This window comes from Brevundimonas sp. TWP3-1-2b1 (genome assembly GCF_049896165.1).
Lineage (GTDB): Bacteria > Pseudomonadota > Alphaproteobacteria > Caulobacterales > Caulobacteraceae > Brevundimonas > Brevundimonas subvibrioides_B.
Genome location: NZ_JAFCTT010000014.1, coordinates 82,231 through 98,275 on the forward strand (window position 1 = coordinate 82,231; position 16,045 = coordinate 98,275).

At 67.7% G+C, this 16,045-nt stretch carries 19 protein-coding genes and 2 pseudogenes; 15 read left to right on the forward strand and 6 right to left on the reverse strand.

All coding sequences use genetic code 11. The features are described from left to right. The first annotated feature begins 34 nt into the window (after positions 1–34). Together ACP7AB_RS13690 and ACP7AB_RS13695 are read left to right on the forward strand one after the other, a co-directional pair. Positions 35–1,069, forward strand: coding sequence for a DNA adenine methylase (locus ACP7AB_RS13690; RefSeq protein ID WP_425992910.1), 1,035 nt, complete (start codon positions 35–37; stop codon positions 1,067–1,069). Between the two features lie 56 nt (positions 1,070–1,125). After that, entirely contained in the window at positions 1,126–1,395 is a 270-nt protein-coding gene (locus tag ACP7AB_RS13695; RefSeq protein ID WP_425992908.1) for a hypothetical protein, read from the forward strand. A gap of 170 nt (positions 1,396–1,565) precedes the next feature. Here the strand turns inward: ACP7AB_RS13695 and ACP7AB_RS13700 are convergent, their stop codons facing one another. From ACP7AB_RS13700 to ACP7AB_RS13715, 4 genes are all read right to left on the reverse strand, one after another. Then, the gene (locus ACP7AB_RS13700) at positions 1,566–2,237 is read right to left on the reverse strand and encodes a ribonuclease HII (RefSeq protein ID WP_425992906.1); all 672 of its coding nucleotides are present in this window, start codon (positions 2,235–2,237) and stop codon (positions 1,566–1,568) included. A gap of 154 nt (positions 2,238–2,391) precedes the next feature. Beyond that, a complete protein-coding gene (locus ACP7AB_RS13705) occupies positions 2,392–2,979 on the reverse strand; it encodes a DNA-3-methyladenine glycosylase I (protein WP_425992904.1) in 588 nt (195 codons plus the stop codon). An 80-nt stretch (positions 2,980–3,059) separates the two neighbouring features. After that, entirely contained in the window at positions 3,060–4,052 is a 993-nt protein-coding gene (locus ACP7AB_RS13710; protein ID WP_425992902.1) for a ferritin-like domain-containing protein, read from the reverse strand. A 144-nt stretch (positions 4,053–4,196) separates the two neighbouring features. Beyond that, positions 4,197–4,979, reverse strand: a complete 783-nt coding sequence (locus ACP7AB_RS13715; RefSeq protein ID WP_425992900.1) for a YgfZ/GcvT domain-containing protein — start codon at positions 4,977–4,979, stop codon at positions 4,197–4,199. Between the two features lie 83 nt (positions 4,980–5,062). On the opposite strand from ACP7AB_RS13715, the gene ACP7AB_RS13720 reads away from it, so the two are divergent. The 3 genes and pseudogenes from ACP7AB_RS13720 (at position 5,063) to ACP7AB_RS13730 (ending at position 7,231) form a co-directional block, all read left to right on the forward strand. Beyond that, entirely contained in the window at positions 5,063–6,052 is a 990-nt protein-coding gene (locus ACP7AB_RS13720; protein WP_425992898.1) for a glycosyltransferase family 9 protein, read from the forward strand. A gap of 124 nt (positions 6,053–6,176) precedes the next feature. After that, positions 6,177–6,476 (forward strand): annotated as a pseudogene (locus ACP7AB_RS13725) (dihydroorotase); the annotation flags it as partial. Continuing rightward, positions 6,473–7,231, forward strand: coding sequence for a 3-oxoacyl-ACP reductase (locus tag ACP7AB_RS13730; protein ID WP_425992896.1), 759 nt, complete (start codon positions 6,473–6,475; stop codon positions 7,229–7,231). The pseudogene ACP7AB_RS13725 and the gene ACP7AB_RS13730, both read left to right, overlap by 4 nt. Positions 7,232–7,234: 3 nt before the next feature. Here the strand turns inward: ACP7AB_RS13730 and erpA are convergent, their stop codons facing one another. Then, positions 7,235–7,615 (reverse strand): iron-sulfur cluster insertion protein ErpA, encoded by a 381-nt coding sequence (gene erpA / locus ACP7AB_RS13735; protein WP_425992894.1) that lies wholly within the window; start codon positions 7,613–7,615, stop codon positions 7,235–7,237. A gap of 54 nt (positions 7,616–7,669) precedes the next feature. Here erpA and ACP7AB_RS13740 point away from each other — a divergent pair, with 54 nt between their 5' ends. The 10 genes from ACP7AB_RS13740 to ACP7AB_RS13785 all read left to right on the forward strand — a co-directional run bounded on the left by ACP7AB_RS13740 (position 7,670) and on the right by ACP7AB_RS13785 (position 15,405). Then, entirely contained in the window at positions 7,670–8,857 is a 1,188-nt protein-coding gene (locus ACP7AB_RS13740) for a deoxyguanosinetriphosphate triphosphohydrolase (RefSeq protein ID WP_426046163.1), read from the forward strand. A 79-nt stretch (positions 8,858–8,936) separates the two neighbouring features. Continuing rightward, entirely contained in the window at positions 8,937–9,677 is a 741-nt protein-coding gene (locus ACP7AB_RS13745) for an SPOR domain-containing protein (protein WP_425992891.1), read from the forward strand. A gap of 4 nt (positions 9,678–9,681) precedes the next feature. Then, positions 9,682–10,755, forward strand: coding sequence for a beta-N-acetylhexosaminidase (nagZ, locus tag ACP7AB_RS13750; RefSeq protein WP_425992889.1), 1,074 nt, complete (start codon positions 9,682–9,684; stop codon positions 10,753–10,755). A 9-nt stretch (positions 10,756–10,764) separates the two neighbouring features. Next, the gene (locus tag ACP7AB_RS13755) at positions 10,765–11,583 is read left to right on the forward strand and encodes a segregation and condensation protein A (RefSeq protein WP_425992887.1); all 819 of its coding nucleotides are present in this window, start codon (positions 10,765–10,767) and stop codon (positions 11,581–11,583) included. Beyond that, positions 11,580–12,236: an SMC-Scp complex subunit ScpB gene (gene scpB, locus ACP7AB_RS13760; RefSeq protein ID WP_425992885.1), complete on the forward strand. Its 657-nt coding sequence runs from the start codon at positions 11,580–11,582 to the stop codon at positions 12,234–12,236. Before ACP7AB_RS13755 ends, scpB begins: the two co-directional genes overlap by 4 nt. 160 nt (positions 12,237–12,396) lie before the next feature. Continuing rightward, on the forward strand, positions 12,397–12,522 hold the full coding sequence (gene ykgO / locus ACP7AB_RS13765; RefSeq protein WP_008263184.1) for a type B 50S ribosomal protein L36: 126 nt from the start codon (positions 12,397–12,399) through the stop codon (positions 12,520–12,522). A gap of 208 nt (positions 12,523–12,730) precedes the next feature. Then, positions 12,731–13,006, forward strand: coding sequence for a DUF2312 domain-containing protein (locus ACP7AB_RS13770; RefSeq protein WP_303693971.1), 276 nt, complete (start codon positions 12,731–12,733; stop codon positions 13,004–13,006). 170 nt (positions 13,007–13,176) lie between these two features. Next, positions 13,177–13,437, forward strand: coding sequence for a hypothetical protein (locus tag ACP7AB_RS13775; protein WP_303694247.1), 261 nt, complete (start codon positions 13,177–13,179; stop codon positions 13,435–13,437). Between the two features lie 383 nt (positions 13,438–13,820). Beyond that, positions 13,821–14,741, forward strand: a complete 921-nt coding sequence (locus tag ACP7AB_RS13780) for a hypothetical protein (RefSeq protein ID WP_425992883.1) — start codon at positions 13,821–13,823, stop codon at positions 14,739–14,741. Between the two features lie 133 nt (positions 14,742–14,874). Further along, the gene (locus ACP7AB_RS13785; RefSeq protein ID WP_425992881.1) at positions 14,875–15,405 is read left to right on the forward strand and encodes a GNAT family N-acetyltransferase; all 531 of its coding nucleotides are present in this window, start codon (positions 14,875–14,877) and stop codon (positions 15,403–15,405) included. An 80-nt stretch (positions 15,406–15,485) separates the two neighbouring features. Here ACP7AB_RS13785 and ACP7AB_RS13790 read toward each other — a convergent pair. Continuing rightward, positions 15,486–16,045: pseudogene (locus ACP7AB_RS13790) on the reverse strand (TonB-dependent receptor); the annotation flags it as partial.

Consider the following 16,045-nt stretch of genomic DNA (forward strand, 5'->3'; position numbering starts at 1 on the left):
ACCTCCCTCGACGGGGGAGGATTAGCGAGGGCGAATGATCAAATACCTCGGCTCCAAGCGGGCCCTGCTGGATCCGATCGTCGCCGCCGTCCGCACTCTGCTGCCGGGGGGCGGCCACGTCTGCGACCTGTTCTCCGGCACGGCCCGCGTCGGCCATGCCCTGAAGGGCGCGGGCTTCCGGGTCTGGTCCAACGATCACAACGCCTATGCCCACGCCCTCGCAACCGCCTATGTCCAGGTCGACCGCGACGTCTGGGCGGACAGAGCCGAGGCCGTCCTCGCCGACCTCTCCGCCACGCCCCCCGCCGCCGGCTGGTTCACCAAGGCCTTCTGCGAGGACGCCCGCTATTTCAAGCCGGAGAATGGCGCCCGGATCGACGCCATGCGCGACCGGATCGAGGTCATGGGGCTGGAGCCCGAACTCAAGGCCATCGCCCTTGTCAGCCTGATGGAGGCCGCCGACCGGGTCGATTCCACCGCCGGTCTGCAGATGGCCTATATGAAGTCCTGGGCCGCGCGGGCGCTGAAGCCTCTCGAACTGCGCATGCCGGCGCTTCAGCCCGCCGTCGCCGCCGGTCCCTGCCACGCGACACAGGCCGATGCGCTCGAGATCGCCTCGGCCTTCGACGGCGATCTCGTCTATCTCGACCCGCCCTACAACCAGCACTCCTACCTCGGGAACTACCATGTCTGGGAAAGCCTGATCCTGTGGGACCGGCCCGAGACCTACGGGATCGCCAACAAGCGGATCGACGTGAAGACGAGGAAGAGCGCGTTCAACTCCCGCCCCGGCATCGGCCCGGCGTTGCAGGCGGTGATCGAGGCGATCCGCGCGCCCAACCTGATCGTCTCCTTCAACGACGAAGGCTATCTGAGCCGCGATCAGCTGGTCGAGATGCTGTCGGCGCGCGGCCATGTTCAGGTCGTGGAAATCCCGCGCCCCCGCTACGTCGGCGCCCGCATCGGCATCCACAATCCCAAGGGCGAAAAGGTCGGGGCCGTGGGGCGTCTGCGCAATGTCGAATACCTGTTCGTGGTCACCGAACGGCCCGTCGCGCTCGCAGCTTGACCATTGGTGGAACGAGGGTCTCACTGCGTCGTTAAGTCGGCATGGAAGAGATGATCGTGACCCAGGGCCCAGGCCATCGCATGCGTCCGTGTGCCGTTCGCGACGCCGTGACCGCCTACCAGACCGCCGCCTGGCGCGCGCCCGGCGCCACCCGGTTCGACAGCCGCCCGGCCAACGACTTCCTGTCCCGCACCGACGCCATTGCCCCCACGACCTATCGCGTCCAACCCGAGGTCGAGGAACTGCCCCGGTGGATCATTGTCGTAATCGGCGCGGTTGCCGCCGCGCTGATGGGCGCTCTGCTCGGCGCCATGATGGCGGTATAGCCGCCGACAACCTTGTCATCCCGGCCGAAGCGAAGCGGAGAGCCGGGACGGGAAGGTCGTATCTTCAACGGTCCCGGGCGGCCCGCAGGGCTGAACCGGGACAAGGTCGCCAGATCGCGTATCGCCCCGGATGAGCTTCGCTCTCCGGGCCACCGCCGAGAATCAGCGACTCACGTCCCGGCTCTCCACTTCGCTTCGGCCGGGATGACAAGGCCAGCGGGCGACGGGGAAAGCAGCGCCCGGATCGGCGCCCAGCTGCGCCGGTGGATGGCGCAGGGTCCCATGGCCTTCAGCGCCGCCTGGTGGATCGGCGCATTGTAGCCCTTGTGCGAGGCGAAGCCGTAGCCGGGGTATTTAGCGTCCATCTCGATCATGATCCGGTCCCGCGCCGTCTTGGCCAGGATCGAGGCCGCCGCGATCGACAATGACAGGCCGTCGCCGCCCACCGCCGTCTCGACCTCGCAGGGCAGTTTGAAGCGGTAGTTGCCGTCGACCAGCGCCGCCTTCGGCTGCACGCTCATCGTCTCGATCGCCCGGCGCATGGCCAGGCCCGTCGCCTGCAGAATGTTCAGCGCCTCGATCTCTTCCGGCGAAGCGAACCCGACGCCCCAGGCGACGGCGCAGCGCTTGATTTCGACCGCGAGCCCCTCGCGCCGTCCAGCCGTCAGGGCCTTGGAATCGTTGATGCCCTCGGGGATGTTGTCGGCCGAAAGGATCACCGCGCCCGCCGAGACCGGCCCGGCCCATGGTCCGCGTCCCGCCTCGTCCACGCCGCACACGAGCCCGCCGACCCGCTGCGACAGCAAGGTCTCGAGCGTCAGGGTCGGGAACGCCTTGCCCATGCCCCTCACCGTGCACCCCGGCGAAGGCCGGGGTCCAGTTGGAACACCCGGTCTTCCGATCTGTGGAAACGGCGCCCGATCCCGATCGCCCGTGATCGTGATCTGGCCCCCGGCCTTCGCCGGGGTGCACGGGGTGATTGTTGGATCACCAAGGTCACGACGCGCCCATGGCCCGGACCTCCTCGCAGCGCAGGCAGCCGGCGACATGGTCGTTGACCATCCCGGTCGCCTGCATGAAGGCATAGACGATCACCGGGCCGCAGAAGTTGAAGCCGCGTTTCTTCAGCGCCTTCGCCATGGCGACCGACGCGGGGGTCTGGGTCGGGACATCGGCGAAGGTGGCGGGGCGGGTCTGGATCGGGTGACCGTCCACGAACGACCACAGCCAGGCGGAGAAGTCCTCGCCGTTGTCCCGCATCTCGACGAAAATCTGCGCGCCCCGGATCGCCGCCTCGATCTTGGCGCGCGAGCGGATGATGCCGGGATCGGCCATCAGCCTCTCACGGTCCGCATCGTCGAACTTCGCCACCAGGTCGGGATCGAACCCGGCGAAGGCGGCCCGCAGGCTCTCGCGCTTCCTCAATATCGTGATCCAGGCCAGCCCGGCCTGGAACCCGTCCAGCACCAGTTTCTCCCACAGCGCCCGCGCATCATACTCGGGCACGCCCCATTCGGTGTCATGGTAGTCGACATACAGCGGGTCGGTCCCGCACCAGGCGCAGCGTCCGGGGGATTCGGTCATGCCCGCAGCTTACCACGCCCCGGACAAGCGAAACCCCGCCCGTGTTTCCACGGGCGGGGCTCCTTGGGTCTCTACAGCGATCAGGTTGTGCGGAAGCCGGCCGGACCGTTCATGCCTGCGGGGAAGAAGCCGCCGCCGGTCTGGCCTGTGCCGGACTTCAGATAGACGATGTTCAGGCCCTGTTGCACGGTGCGGCTGAACGCCAGGGCGTTGGCATCGCCCGGGAAGATGTTCGACGCCTGCGCGTTGCCCGTGCCGGTCGGGCTGATGCCCTGATCCAGATCGGTAGCGCCGTCGAGGCTGTCGCGCGCGTTCGAGATCGCATCCGCGCTGGTCAGTAGCGTCGGAGCAGCAACACCCTTCGCCGACAACACTGTGCGGATTAGACCCGCGTGGTAGGCTTCGGCGGCCAGCAGGCCGGCTGCAGCTTCCAGAAACACCTTGCTGGTGACCAGCGGCGATGCGCCCTTATAGAGAGTCACACCGACGTCTTCGAAGATGAAGGCGCCCAGCAGGAAGTTGTTGTCGTTCAGGTACGGGTCGAAGGCCTGACCCGGCCCGACGAGGCCAGCGGCGCGGGCCGCGCTGGAGAAGGCGCCGTTGGGATCGGTCCCGCCGACGTCGATCGCCGGTTGTGCCACGGCCGCGCTGCCCAGGGCGGTGCGCAGGAAGTTGACGTGGGCGACCTCATCGGCCGCGATCTCGTTGGCGTAGCGGCGAACGAGGGGATCGGAGAAGGCGACCTGACGGCCGCCGATGACCGCGCCCTGGGTCCCAGTGCCGCTCAGCGAGCTCTGCGGCAGGCCGGTCCCGAAAGCGGCGAACGAATAGAACTGGGCTTCCAGATACTCGAGCTGCAACGCGAAGTTCAGAATCTCGACATCCAGGTTGGGCGAACCTGCGGGCGGGTTCTGGGCCACGGCCGTGTCACTGGAGCTGGAACAGGCGCCCAGAACTGCGCCGCCGACGGCGCCGACAGCGAAGCCGCCGCCCCATTTGAAGAATTTCCGCCGCTCGTTGCGGCGTTCGACCCGCTGGTCGAGGGCGTCGATGATGAGGTCTGTCTTGGACATGCCGAAAATCCTGCGTCTGTGAGCCCGTTCCGCAGGAAGATACTCGTGACCGTGACGTTTGGTTGCGTCCGGCCTTGGGCAATTGCCTAAATCTTTCCATCATTTAGCCGGACTTATCGTTTCAGCTTTGGCTGAATACGCGTGTCAGACTGGAAAGTAAGCTGGACGGTAGACCGCTGCCTGACGCCCATCGACGGACAGATTTCCGTCCAGACGGTCAAGCCGCACCAGCGCCATCGCAGCCCCATCGCGACCGGTCAGGACCTCGCCAGCGCGCAGTTCGCCGTTCAGCACCTCTGTCCCGGCCGCCGGCGCCGGGCCGTCGAAAGTCAGCGGCAGCATCCTCTTCTTGATCTCGCCCCGCCGCTTCATGCGCGAGGTCGTCTCCTGGCCGACGAAACACCCCTTGGCGAAGTCTATGCCGTTCAGCAGGTCGAAATTGGCCTCGATCGGATAGGTCCCGTCATCGACGTCCCGCGTCGGGTCGGGGACCCCGACCGCCAGTCGGTGCGCCTGCCATTCATGCTCGCTCGCGTTCGCGCCACACTCGCCGACGGCACGCCCGCCGAGCCCCGCCGTGCGCGGATCGGCGGTGAAGCCGGCCGCGACGCCCGGCCAGCTGACCGACACCGGCCGCTGATCGGCTGCGACCTCGACCTTCGCTCTCAGCCTGTACATCGACAGCCGCTGGATCAGGGCGTCGCGTTTCTCCGCCGCCACGTCCAGCACCACCCCATCCTCGTCGCCCCACAGGAACAGGTCGAACAGCAGCCGCCCCGGTGGCGACAGCATCGCCCCGAACCGCAGGGCGCCCGGCTCCAGCGTCTCCACGTCCTGGGTCAGCAGATTGTGCAGGAACGGTTTCGCGTCCGGTCCGCTCACCTTCACAAGGGCGCGACTGTCGAGGCGGGCAATGCGATCGGTCATGGGCATCAGATAGGGAGAGGCGGGCGAAAAGGGGAGGGTGACGCCTCACGCCCGCCACGAGAGAATCCGTATACGGTGCGCCTATGAACGTGCGTTTCCCCATTCTCTATATCGCCGAGGCCGACGCGGAAGCCGCCGTCCTGTCCTCCGGCGCGCTCGCGCATCTCGTCGACGCCGTGCCGCACGCCGACTTCACCATCGTCGGTTCGGCCGCCTCCGCCCCCCTGTTCGCCGACACCCCGCGCCTGCGCCGCCTGATCGTGCTCGACAGGACCGGCCGCTGGGACTGGATCGCCCTGTGGAACCAGGTCCGCGACACCCGCTGGGGCCTCGTCGTCGACATGCGCGGGACGAGATTCTCGGAACGCCTGCGTCGCCAGAGGCGCGCCGTGCGCGGCTCCGACCTGCCGGGCCTGCACGCCGTCGAACAGGCCGCTCGCATCCTCCATCTGGACGACATCCCCGCGCCGCGTCTGTTCTTCAGCGAGGCGACCCATGCCGCTGCCGACGCCCTGATCGGGCCCGACACGGCCCCGCTTCTGGCGATCGGCCCCGGCGCCGACTGGATCGGCAAGCGCTGGCCGGCCGAACGGTTCGCCAAGGTCGCCGCGCCGCTTCTGGCTGATGACGGCCCGCTCGCGGGCGGCCGTCTGATGATCGTGGGCGAGGAGGCCGATCGCGACGCCGCCCACGCCATCCGCCTCGCGGTTCCCCGCAAACGGGTGATCGAGCTCCAGGGCAAGCTGACGCGGCTGCAGACGGCCGCCGCCCTGTCGCGCGCCTCCCTCTATGTCGGCGGCGACTCGATCTGGACCCAGCTGGCGGTCGCGGCGGGCGTGCCCTCGGTCGCCGTTTTCGGCCCATCGGACGACAGCCTCGTCGGTCCCTGGCAGGGCGTCTCGATCCGGGGCGAGCGGTCTCTGGAGGAGTTCAAGGCCGTCGATCCGCGCCTGAACCAGGCCATCCACCACATGCTCGGCCTGCCCGCCGACCGGGTGCTGCGCGCCGCGCGCGGCCTGCTGGCGAAAAAAAATCCGGTTCCGAACCCGGCGCCCCTCAAACCTGACCTATAATGGCAGCGAAAGCTCCGATGATCCGGACGCTTCGGACGGTGTTTTTGATCGGTTCTATCCGGGCTCTTCGGACGCTTCGGACTATGTTTTTCACGACCGGACCGCGCCCATGACCCAGACCTGTGACCTGACCTCGGCCGGCGCCCCGCGCATCTTCAACATGGCGAACAAGGGCCGGATGGCCGAGCGCTGGGACGCCGACCTGACCCTGATCGACCTCAAGGCCAGACGCGTCATTCGCCACGAGCACATGTCCAGCCGCTGCGGCTGGACACCCTTCGACGGCTTCGAGGCGACTGGCTGGCCCATGGCCACCATCGTGCGCGGTCGCGTGGTCATGTCGGATGGCGAACTGGTCGGCGCGCCACACGGTCGTCCTGTCCGCTTCCAGGACACTCTCCCGGCCCGGGGCGCACAGGGATGAGGGTCAGCGAGCAGGTCGTTCTGGTGACCGGCGGGGCGAGGGGCGTCGGCGCCGCCGTCGTGCGCGCCTTCGCCGGCCAAGGCGCCCGGGTCGTCATCAACTGGCGCGCCAGCGGCGACAGGGCCGAGGCGCTCGCCGCCGAACTCGGGGATCGTGCGATCGCCATTCAGGCCGATGTGAGGGACCGCCCGGCGGTGGACGTCATGGTCGCGACGGCCGAGGCGGCGTTCGGTGCGCCCGTCAGTACCGTCATCAACAACGCGCTCGACTACAGCTTCAACGGCGATGGCCGCTCGCTGCTGACCGACATCGCTTGGTCCGAGATGGAAAGCCAGTTCTCGACAGTGGTGCGCGGCGCCCTCAACCTGATCCAGGCCTGCGTGCCCGGCATGGTCCGCGCCGGCTGCGGGCGGGTGGTGAATATCGGCACCAACCTGTTCCAGAACCCGGTGGTGCCCTACCATGACTATACCGCCGCCAAGGCCGCGCTCCTTTCCCTGACCCGGACGGCCGCGGGCGATCTCGGACCCTTGGGGATCACCGTCAACATGGTCTCAGGGGGATTGCTGCGGACGACCGACGCCAGCGCGGCCACGCCGGACGCGGTGTTCGACCTGATCGCAGGCATGACGCCGCTGCGCTCGGTGACAACCCCGGAGGAATTCGCCGACGCCGTCCTGTTCTTCGCCTCGCCCTGGAGCCGGGCCGTGACGGGCCAGAATCTGGTCGTCGACGGCGGTCTGGTCAGGGACTGACGTCTAGAGGATCGAGAAGCTGACGCCGCAGCCGCAGCTGGTCGCCGCGTTCGGATTGCGGATCACGAACTGGGCGCCCGCCAGTTCATCGACCCAGGCGATCTCGGAGCCCTTCAGGAAAGGAACCGAGATCGGGTCCACGAGCGCTGCCTGACCGTCGGTCTCGATCCGCAGGTCGTCCGCCTCGCCCGTCTCGACGAGGTCCATCCGGTACTGGAAGCCGGAGCAGCCGCCGCCGTCCACCGCCACGCGCAGCAGGACGGGATGGCCCTCGACCTCCGCCAGCCGGGCCAGTCGCCTTGCGGCGCTATCGGCCAGCACGATGCCCTCCGGCGCGCGTTTCGCGATCTTCAGTTCAGTCGGGGCCGGTTGGACGCTGGTCATGCCTGCCTATATGAGGCTGCACAGGCCCGTTCGCAAAGGCCATCCGTGAGAACATTGCGCTTGAGCCAGACCGACGCCCGCGCCCCCTACGCCGAACTGGCCGCCAACTCGCGCGGACGCCTTGTTCCGGAGGCGCCGAGCCGCACGCGCAACGCCTTCGCCCGCGACCGCGACCGGATCATCCATTCCACCGCCTTCCGCCGCCTGAAGGGAAAGACGCAGGTCTTCGTGGCGCACGAGGGTGGCCACTACCGCACCCGCCTGACCCACTCGCTGGAGGTGAGCCAGATCGCCCGTTCCCTGGCCCACGCCCTGCGGCTGGACGGCGAACTGGCCGAAACCGTCGCCCTGGCCCACGATCTGGGTCACCCCCCCTTCGGCCATGCGGGCGAGGACGAACTTCAGGCCCGGATGGAGCCCTGGGGCGGCTTCGATCACAATGTTCAGACGTTCCGCGTCGTCACCAGGCTTGAGACCCGCTACCCGGCCTTCGACGGCCTGAACCTGAGCTGGGAGACGGTTGAGGGGGTGGTCAAACACAATGGGCCGGTCTCGCACAAGCTGGGCGAACCCGCCTGGCGCGCCATCGCCGACTTCGCGCCCGGTTGGGGCCTGCGCCTGGACAGCTTCGCCTCCCTGGAAGCCCAGGCCGCCGCCATCGCCGACGATATCGCCTACAACAACCACGATGTGGACGACGGAGTTCAGGCAGGTCTGTTCACGCTGGCCGACCTCGCCGACGTGCCCCTGATCGGTCCGGTGCTGCACCAGACCCGCCGCGACTGGCCCGATCTGAACGAGCGGATGATCCGGCTGGAGGCCGTGCGACGCATGATCGGGGTCATGGTCGAGGATGTCCTGGCAGAGACTGAACGGCGCCTGGTCGACGATAACATCCGGTCCGTCGAGGCGGTTCGGACCGCCCGCCGGACCCTGGTCCAGTTCTCGGATCCGATGATGGCGGACCTGGGCGTCCTGCGCCGGTTCCTGTTCGAGCGGATGTATCGTCACTACCGTGTCAACCGGACCCGCAGCCAGGCGCGGCGCATCCTGGCCGACATGTTCCAGCTGTTCATGGCCGAGCCGGAGGTCATGCCGACGGAATGGGGCGAGCTGGCCGCAACCGGGGACCTGCAGAAGCGCGCGCGCGCCGTCTGCGACTACATCGCGGGCATGACCGACCGCTATGCGATCGAGGAGCACCGAAAGCTGTTCAACCTCGACCTCGCCCTCGATCTGTGATTCGAAAGAGACGCTGCAGGGGCTAGACTGTCAGGCTGGAGCGTCGATTCGCGCTCTGGTCCCCGAGAAGGCGACGACCATGTCCTATGACGACGACCAACGCCCCCGCGATCGCGGCGCCTATACGCCGCCGACCGATGACGACCTGCCGTTCAACCGCGGCGGCTTTGACGCCCGACGCGGTCCGCCCGCCAAGGCCCCGCCGGTGACCCTGATCGTCAGCGCCGGGGTCCTGCTGGTGCTGATCATCGCGGTGGTGCTGTTTTATCGGTCCGGCCTGCGCTCCTCGACGGATGCGCCGCCGGCTGTCGGCACCCCCATCGCCCAGCTGAAGGTCGAGGCCCCGCTGGAGGCCCAGCCTGTCGATCCGGAAGCCGGCGTCGGTCTCTACGACCAGGGCGAGGATAATGCGGCCGCCCCGGCCTTCACGCCGCCGCCCGAAATCCCTCTGCCCCGCCCCGCCCCGCGCCCGATCGAGACCGCCGAGGCCCTGCCGCCCGCGCGTCCCGCGACGCCCGCGCCCACGCGCCCTGCGGCCCCGGCCGCCACGACCCCGGCTCCGGTCGCCAACGGCGCCGGAGGAGCGGCTGCGGTCCAGATCGGCGCCTTCTCCTCGACGGCCATCGCCGACCGGGAGTACGCCTCGGTCGCCGCCCGTTTCCCGCAGTTCGCCCGCAACGCCACCAAGCGGGTGCAGGAAGTGACCGCGTCAAACGGCTCGACCGTCTATCGCACCACCTTCACGGGCCTCAGCCGCGAAGACGCCCGCGCCTTCTGTTCCGCCATCGAAAGCGGTGGCGGCGACTGCCTGGTGCGATAGGGATTTGAACAGCGCCGCCATCTATGGCTGCTCGGGGCCCGTGCTGACGGAGGAGGAGCGCGCCTTCTTCGCTGACGTCCGGCCGTGGGGTTTCATCCTGTTCCGGCGCAACGTCGACAGCCCGGAGCAGGTCCTGCGCCTGACGTCGGACCTGCGCGACGCCGTCGGCTGGGACGCGCCTGTGCTGGTCGATCAGGAGGGTGGACGGGTCCAGCGTCTGGGGCCGCCGTACTGGTGCAAATACCCGCCGGGTGATGCCTATCTGAAGGCGACCAACGATTGGCTCGCGGCCCGCGAACTGGCGCGGCTGGGCGGACGGCTGATGGCGCACGACCTGAAGGCGGTGGGCATCAACATCGACTGCGCGCCCGTGCTGGACGTGCCGACGCCGGGCGCCCACGACATCATCGGCGACCGCGCCTACGCCAGGGATCCGGCGACCGTCGCCCAACTGGGCCGGGCGGTGGCGGAAGGTCTGCTGGCCGGCGGCGTCCTGCCGGTGATCAAGCATATGCCCGGTCATGGCCGCGCCTTCGCCGACAGCCACAAGGAACTGCCGACCGTTCATGCGGATCTGGATGCGCTCGACAATTGGGACTTCGCACCGTTCAAGGCCCTGTCGGACATGCCCATCGGGATGACGGCCCATATCGTCTTCACGGCCATCGACCGGAAGCGTCCCGCGACCCAGTCGAAGAAGGCGATCAAGCTGATCCGCGAGCATCTGGGTTTCGGGGGCCTGCTGCTGTCCGACGATCTCTGCATGAACGCCCTTTCGGGGACGCTGACGGAGCGAGCGGAGCGGTCGCTGAAGGCCGGATGCGACCTCGTCATCCACTGGACCGGCGACATGGCCGAGATGCGTCAGGTGGCCGAGGGCGTGCACCGGCTGAAGGGCGGGGCGGCGAAACGAGCGGAGGTAGCGCTGGCCCGGATCGTTCACACGCCGGAGCCGCTGGATGTCCGCGAGGCGCGCGACCGGTTCGACGCCCTGCTGGGCGGTCGGCTCGACGCCTCGAAGGGACCGGACGTGGGCGAGGCGCAGGCCCCCGCCTCAAGTCGCGCGAACGCGCGGTAGGCAAAGAGAATGTCGGAAGCCTTCCAGCCCAATCTGGACTTCACGGCGGCGCAGGAGGTCGATGCGCGCGACGCCTTCGTGGTCGATCTCGATGGCTACGAGGGACCGCTGCATGTCCTGCTGGCCCTGGCACGGACGCAGAAGGTCGATCTGCTGAAGCTGTCGATCACCCGGCTGGCGGAACAGTATCTGGCCTTCGTGCATGAGGCCCGGCGGCGGAACTTCTCCTTGGCCGCCGACTATCTGGTGATGGCGTCATGGCTGGCCTATCTGAAGTCTCGGCTGCTGTTGCCCCGGACCGAGAAGGGCAAGGGCGACGAGCCGCCGGCGGAGGAAATGGCCGCCGCCCTGGCCTTCCGGCTGCAGAAGCTGGAGGCGATGCGGAAGGCCTCCGACGCCCTGCTGGCCCGGCCGCAGCTGAAGCGGGACGTGTTCACGCGGGGGGACCCGCAGGCGACGGTCATCGTGCCGTCCGACCGGATCGACGCCAGCCTGTACGAGCTGATGGCGGCCTATGTCGGTCAGCGGCGGCGGGAGCAGGCCCGGCACTACAATCCCGGCCAGAGGGTCGAGGCCTATGCGTTGGAGGCGGCGCGGGACTGGCTGCGCGAGATCCTGCCGCGTATGGCCGACTGGACGCCTCTGGAGCGGGTCGCGCCTGTCCGTGACGGCGAGGGGCCGAGCCAGGCCAGTCTAACCGCATCGACCCTGTCGGCCAGCCTCGAGCTGGTCAAGGAGGGCGCGATGGATGTGCGTCAGGAGAAGGCCTTCGACGAGGTCTGGCTGAAGCGGCGCGGGCAGGGCCAGCCGCTGGAGCTGACGCCATGAGCGGCGTCCAGTTCGCGCCCGACGAAGGCGAGATCGAACGGCGGGTCGAGGCCCTGCTGTTCGCGGCGGCCGGGCCGTTGTCGGCGGCGGATATCGCTCGAAGGCTGCCCGAGGGCGCCGAGGTCGGGCGGGCCATCGCTGGCCTGCGGGCGCGCTATGAGGGGCGGGGGGTGGAGCTGGTCTGCGTCGCCGACCGCTGGAGCTTCCGCACGGCGGGCGACCTCGGCTTCCTGATGACCGAGGAGCGGGAAGAGCCGCGCCGGCTGTCCAGGGCGGCGCTGGAGACCCTGGCCATCATCGCCTACCACCAGCCCGTCACCCGGGCCGAGATCGAGAGCGTGCGAGGCGTTTCGATCTCCCGGGGGACGCTGGACCTGCTGCTGGAGATGGGGTTCGTGCGGCTGAGGGGCCGTCGGCGGACGCCGGGGCGGCCTGTGACCTATGCGACGGCGGACCGGTTCCTGGAGCATTTCGGCCTCGCCAGCCTCTATGACCTGCCTGGCGCGGCGGAGATGAAGGCGGCAGGGCTGCTGGACCTGTCCCTGCCCGTCGGGTTCGAGGTTCCGGACCCGTCGCGGTCGGGACCGGAGGAGGAGGACCCGATCGAGGATGGGGATGCGCCTGAGTTCGCCCAGGACTTCGTGGGCGACTGATCCGGGACCGACTCGGGTTGACGTCCGGGGGGTGTCTGGCTATACGCACGCCTCCGCCGCCGGGCTTCCGCGCGGCTTTTCTATTTCTATTTGCCCCTAGCCTGCACTGAGCAGCGAGCCGCCGAGCGGCAAGCGTCAGCGCCACCAAGGATTTCCGACCATGAAGGTCCGCAGCTCGCTCAAGTCGCTCAAGACCCGTCACCGCGACTGCAAGGTCGTTCGCCGCAAGGGCGTCGTCTTCGTGATCAACAAGACGGACCCGCGCTTCAAGGCGAAGCAGGGCTAAGGGCATTCCGGTTCGCTAACGGCGACGACGCGGTCGTCGCCTGCTTGAGCTGAGAACTACCCACAGGTCGCGGACTTTGTCCGCGACCTTTTTCGTGCCCGGCGTTGAGCCTGTGCCTCTGGCATGGTTAGCGTCCCCGCTCTTCTTTGTTGCCCTGCCGCCCCCTGGGCGACCCGAGGGCGGCCAGCCTGATACACGGAGACCTCCCATGGCCGACGACGCCACTTTCGACGCCTCGCCGGACGTCATGAACGCCACGGCCCAGGGTCGTCTGCGGACCATCATCGAGCGCATCGAGCGTCTCGAAGAGGACAAGGCCGCGATCATGGCTGACATGAAGGAGGTCTTCCTCGAAGCCAAGGGCGAGGGCTACGACGTCAAGATCCTTCGCAAGGTCATCCGCATCCGCAAACAGGACAAGGCCAAGCGTCAGGAAGAGGACGCGATCCTGGACCTGTATCTGTCGGCGCTCGGCGAGATCTGATCCTGAAGCGGACGCCCCTCTCGGGCGGTCCGAAGACCCAACCCCGAAACAAGGGGGCAGGGTCACTCAAGCGCTCGACCGGGATCAAGCCCGGGGCGGGCTTCCAGACGAAGAACCAGCCCTCGCCCAGCCCGTTCGAGGCCGAGCGTGAGGCTGCGCGTCGCAAGGCGCTGAACGCCCTCAAACGCGCCAAACGCGCCGCCGACAAGGCGGGGATCGCCCTGTCCGACTGGGAGGGTGAGTTCATCGAGGGCGTCTCTGACCGCATCAAGACCTATGGCCGCGCCTTCGGCGATCCCGAGAAGGGCGCGCCGGGCCAAGCCCTGTCGTCGATGCAGGGCCGCAAGCTGAAGGAGATCACGGCCAAGGCCAACGGCGAGGAGCCGAAGCGGCGATGGAGTCGCAAGACGCCGCCGGCCGACGAATCCTGATCCCCGACGTCCGGATCGTCCGGACGAAAACTGGCGGACGAAACGGACGAAACGGACGAAACGAGAGAAACGTCGTTTCGATTCAAAAATCTGACGCGACCCCTGTTTCGTCCGGTCGACAGGGAGGCGGGCGTTGGCCCGCTCGCGGCGCGATGATTGTCAAAGACCCGACGGACAGGTGGGGAGCCGGTCGCGAGGTCGCAAGACGTGATTAGGAATAAACTCATATTTACATTGCCGCGACCCCGTCCTGGGGGATGATCGCTTTCGACCCGTTGCAGACGGTCGGCATGTCCACAGCCAGGAGAAAGACACCCCGCGGCCCAGCTTGACGAAGGTTGGCTGGCGAGAGCTAAGTGAAGCCGCCACAACCGGAGCGCGCTATGTTGTTGATCTCCCTTTTGTCCGCGATGGTCTTTCAGGACGCGCCTGTCGCCCATCCTGAGACGCCGCAGCAGTTTCGAAACCGGAGCTCCACTTACGTCCAGGGAACGCTCAATGTCGCCTCAGGCGAGCGGGCTATCCTGCGTCAGAACGCTGACGGAACCTATGACCTGATCCGGGTCGACCGGATCCAGATGCGAGACGTCTTGCCGCCGACGGACCGATCGACTGCGGCCGTCAACGATGCGGACGCCGGAACCCTGAGGTTCGCCCTGCAAAGTCGCCAGGATGTCGGTTCCATACTGAAGGTTGAGAACGGCCAGTCCCAGGGACTCGCCTATTCAGGGTTCATCGTGCGCTACGTCGGCGGACAGGCGCGCGGTCCCGACCCGACTTCGGTCTGTACCGTGCCGCCAGGAATGGCCAATTATGAGCACTGGCCGGAGCCCATCATCCAGGTCGTGATCGGCGGGCTCCAGCGCTCCGACGATGCCGTGCCGACCTGCCCCCCGCACCTCGATAACCCGCCCGACGCTGCGGCAGATGCCCTTACAACGGAGGGTGAGCACCTCGGGCGGCTATCGACCCTGTTCGCGCTGTGTGAGCCCTACTACACCGTCGATATCGCTGTCGGGCACCGCCTCGCCGACGATTTCGAGCGGCGCTCACGAGAAGCCGGTTGGACGGACGAACGACAGACCGCAGCCTATGACCGGGGCCGCGAGGTGGAACGCGCCGAGGTGGGTATAGTCATGAATGCGGCCGGCGTGACGCCGCAGGAGGCGCGTCGCCTACTGCGCGACATGTACCCGCGCCTGAAGTCCCGGTGCCAATATCTGTCGCAGCAGGTCCCAGGCGCGGTTTCGGGCCTGGAGACCGGTGACCGACGCCTTGACGCTGCCGCCCGTCGCTACCGCTAGGTGAGATGGGCTGGAACCCTGATGAGTGAGGCGTCCGCTCTCCACCCACTGCAGTATTGGACGCATGCGATTGCGGTCCGTTTTGATCCGCCGAACGGTATGATCACGCGGTTGAAGTTCGAGGGACCTCAGTATGGTGCAAAAACCTGTGACCGGGCCGACTCTGGTCGTGGCGGAAACCCCTGAGGACTTCGAGGCTTTTGGAAGCGTCTGCCGGGCGTATGTCGAATGGTGCCGCGAGCGTTACGGCGACATGCCCTGGTTCGTCGAAGAGGTCTTCGGCTATCAGGCTCTGGAAGAAGAGCTGAAGGAGCTGGCGCACAAATACGGTCAACCCGCGGGGCGCACCCTGCTGGTCATGGGCAAGGATGGCGTCGTGGCGGGTGGCGCTTACCGGCGTCTGTCCGACACGGTTTGCGAACTCAAGCGGCTGTTCGTGACCGATGGGGCAAGAGGCTTGGGTCTGGGCAGAAAACTGTCGGACGCCCTGATCGGCGCGGCGATCGCCGATGGCTATTCCACCATGCAGTTGGACACCGGCAATCGCCTCACCGAGGCGATCGCCATGTATCAATCGATGGGGTTCAAGCCCATCGAGCCGTACCAGACGTATCCAGAGCGCTTGATGCCCTATCTGGTTTTCATGGAGAAACCACTCGATTGAGCGGCGATCAAGGTCTGCTGGCGGACCCCACCCCACCGTGCACCCCGGCCTTCGCCAGGGTGCACGGTGGGGTGGGGTCGCTAGAACAGGATCTTGCGCAGGCTGATCGAGAAGACGCGGCCCACCGGGTCGAGGAAGTCGGGCTGGTAGTTCAGCGGGACCGTGCCGGTCGAGGAGGTCACCTCGGTGCGGCTGTCGAGCAGGTTCTGGATGCCGAAGGTGACGCGGGTGCCCTTCAGGATCGGGAATTTCTCGACCCAGCTGGTCCGCTGGGTCAGGTCGGCGAAGACGGTCAGGTTGACCGTGGTCTGGTCGCTGAAGGCCAGGTCCGAGCCGCCCGTGCCGCCGTCGACGCGAGTCGCCTGACGCCAGTTGGCGTTGAGGAAGGAGCCGAAGCCGTTGCGGAAGACACCGCCCTGGACCTGGATTTCGTTGCGGGAGGTGCCGCCGCGGGCGCCGGTGGCATCCCCGTCCAGCAGGTCCAGCTCGGGCAGGCTGTCGCGGATGCTCACCGTGTCGGTGAACCGGACCGTATGATAGATGGACAGGTTGAAACGGCCCTGGCCCGGCTGCATGCCGCCGCCCCGGCCGCCGCCGGCGCCGGCGGGCGGGCCGCCCGCGCGGACCTGCGGCCCGCCGG